General features: G+C 19.4%; 1 protein-coding gene. It reads left to right on the top strand.

Annotated elements, in window-relative coordinates; genetic code table 11:
* Nucleotides 1–356 (top strand): hypothetical protein (locus tag IE038_RS25745; protein ID WP_189396440.1); only part of this gene is annotated, 356 nt, incomplete at its 5' end.
* Nucleotides 357–556: the final 200 nt, after the last annotated feature.

Below are 556 nucleotides of genomic sequence, written 5' to 3'. Positions count from 1 at the left end.
ATATAGGATTAGGTATTATGAGTCTATTATATTTATTAATAGATGTAGGTGCGATTGCTATTTTATTTTTATTTATTTTATCTTTATTAGATGTAAAAGTTTCTGAATTACAAGTAAAATCTAATAGTAATGATATACCATTAGTTATAATAGTAACTACCACATTATTTTATAGTTTTTATAATATCTACAATTTAGATATTTCTTTCTTAGAAATTAGTACATTATTAGATTATAAATCTAATTCTAAATTTAGTGAATTATTTAATACTCTAAGTTTAGAAAGTATTACTTATGTATTTAATAATGTGACAGATCTACCTCAATCTTTATATTATGTATTGGTAGATAATTGATATGCTATGTATCCTGTTAACGAATTAACATCAATAGGAAATTTATTATATACTGAATATGCTATATTATTTATAATTATTGGTGTAATTTTATTATTATCTATTATTGGAGCAATAGTAGTAACTACAATAAAAAAATAATCTCGGATAATATTTAGATATAATTTAATAATAAATCCGAATTAATATTCTTTTCAAAT

This window comes from Pseudomonas laurentiana (assembly GCF_014648275.1).
Taxonomy (GTDB): domain Bacteria; phylum Pseudomonadota; class Gammaproteobacteria; order Pseudomonadales; family Pseudomonadaceae; genus Aquipseudomonas; species Aquipseudomonas laurentiana.
The sequence above is the reverse complement of the archived record's forward strand: the minus strand, read 5'-3'. Positions and strand labels throughout refer to the sequence as shown.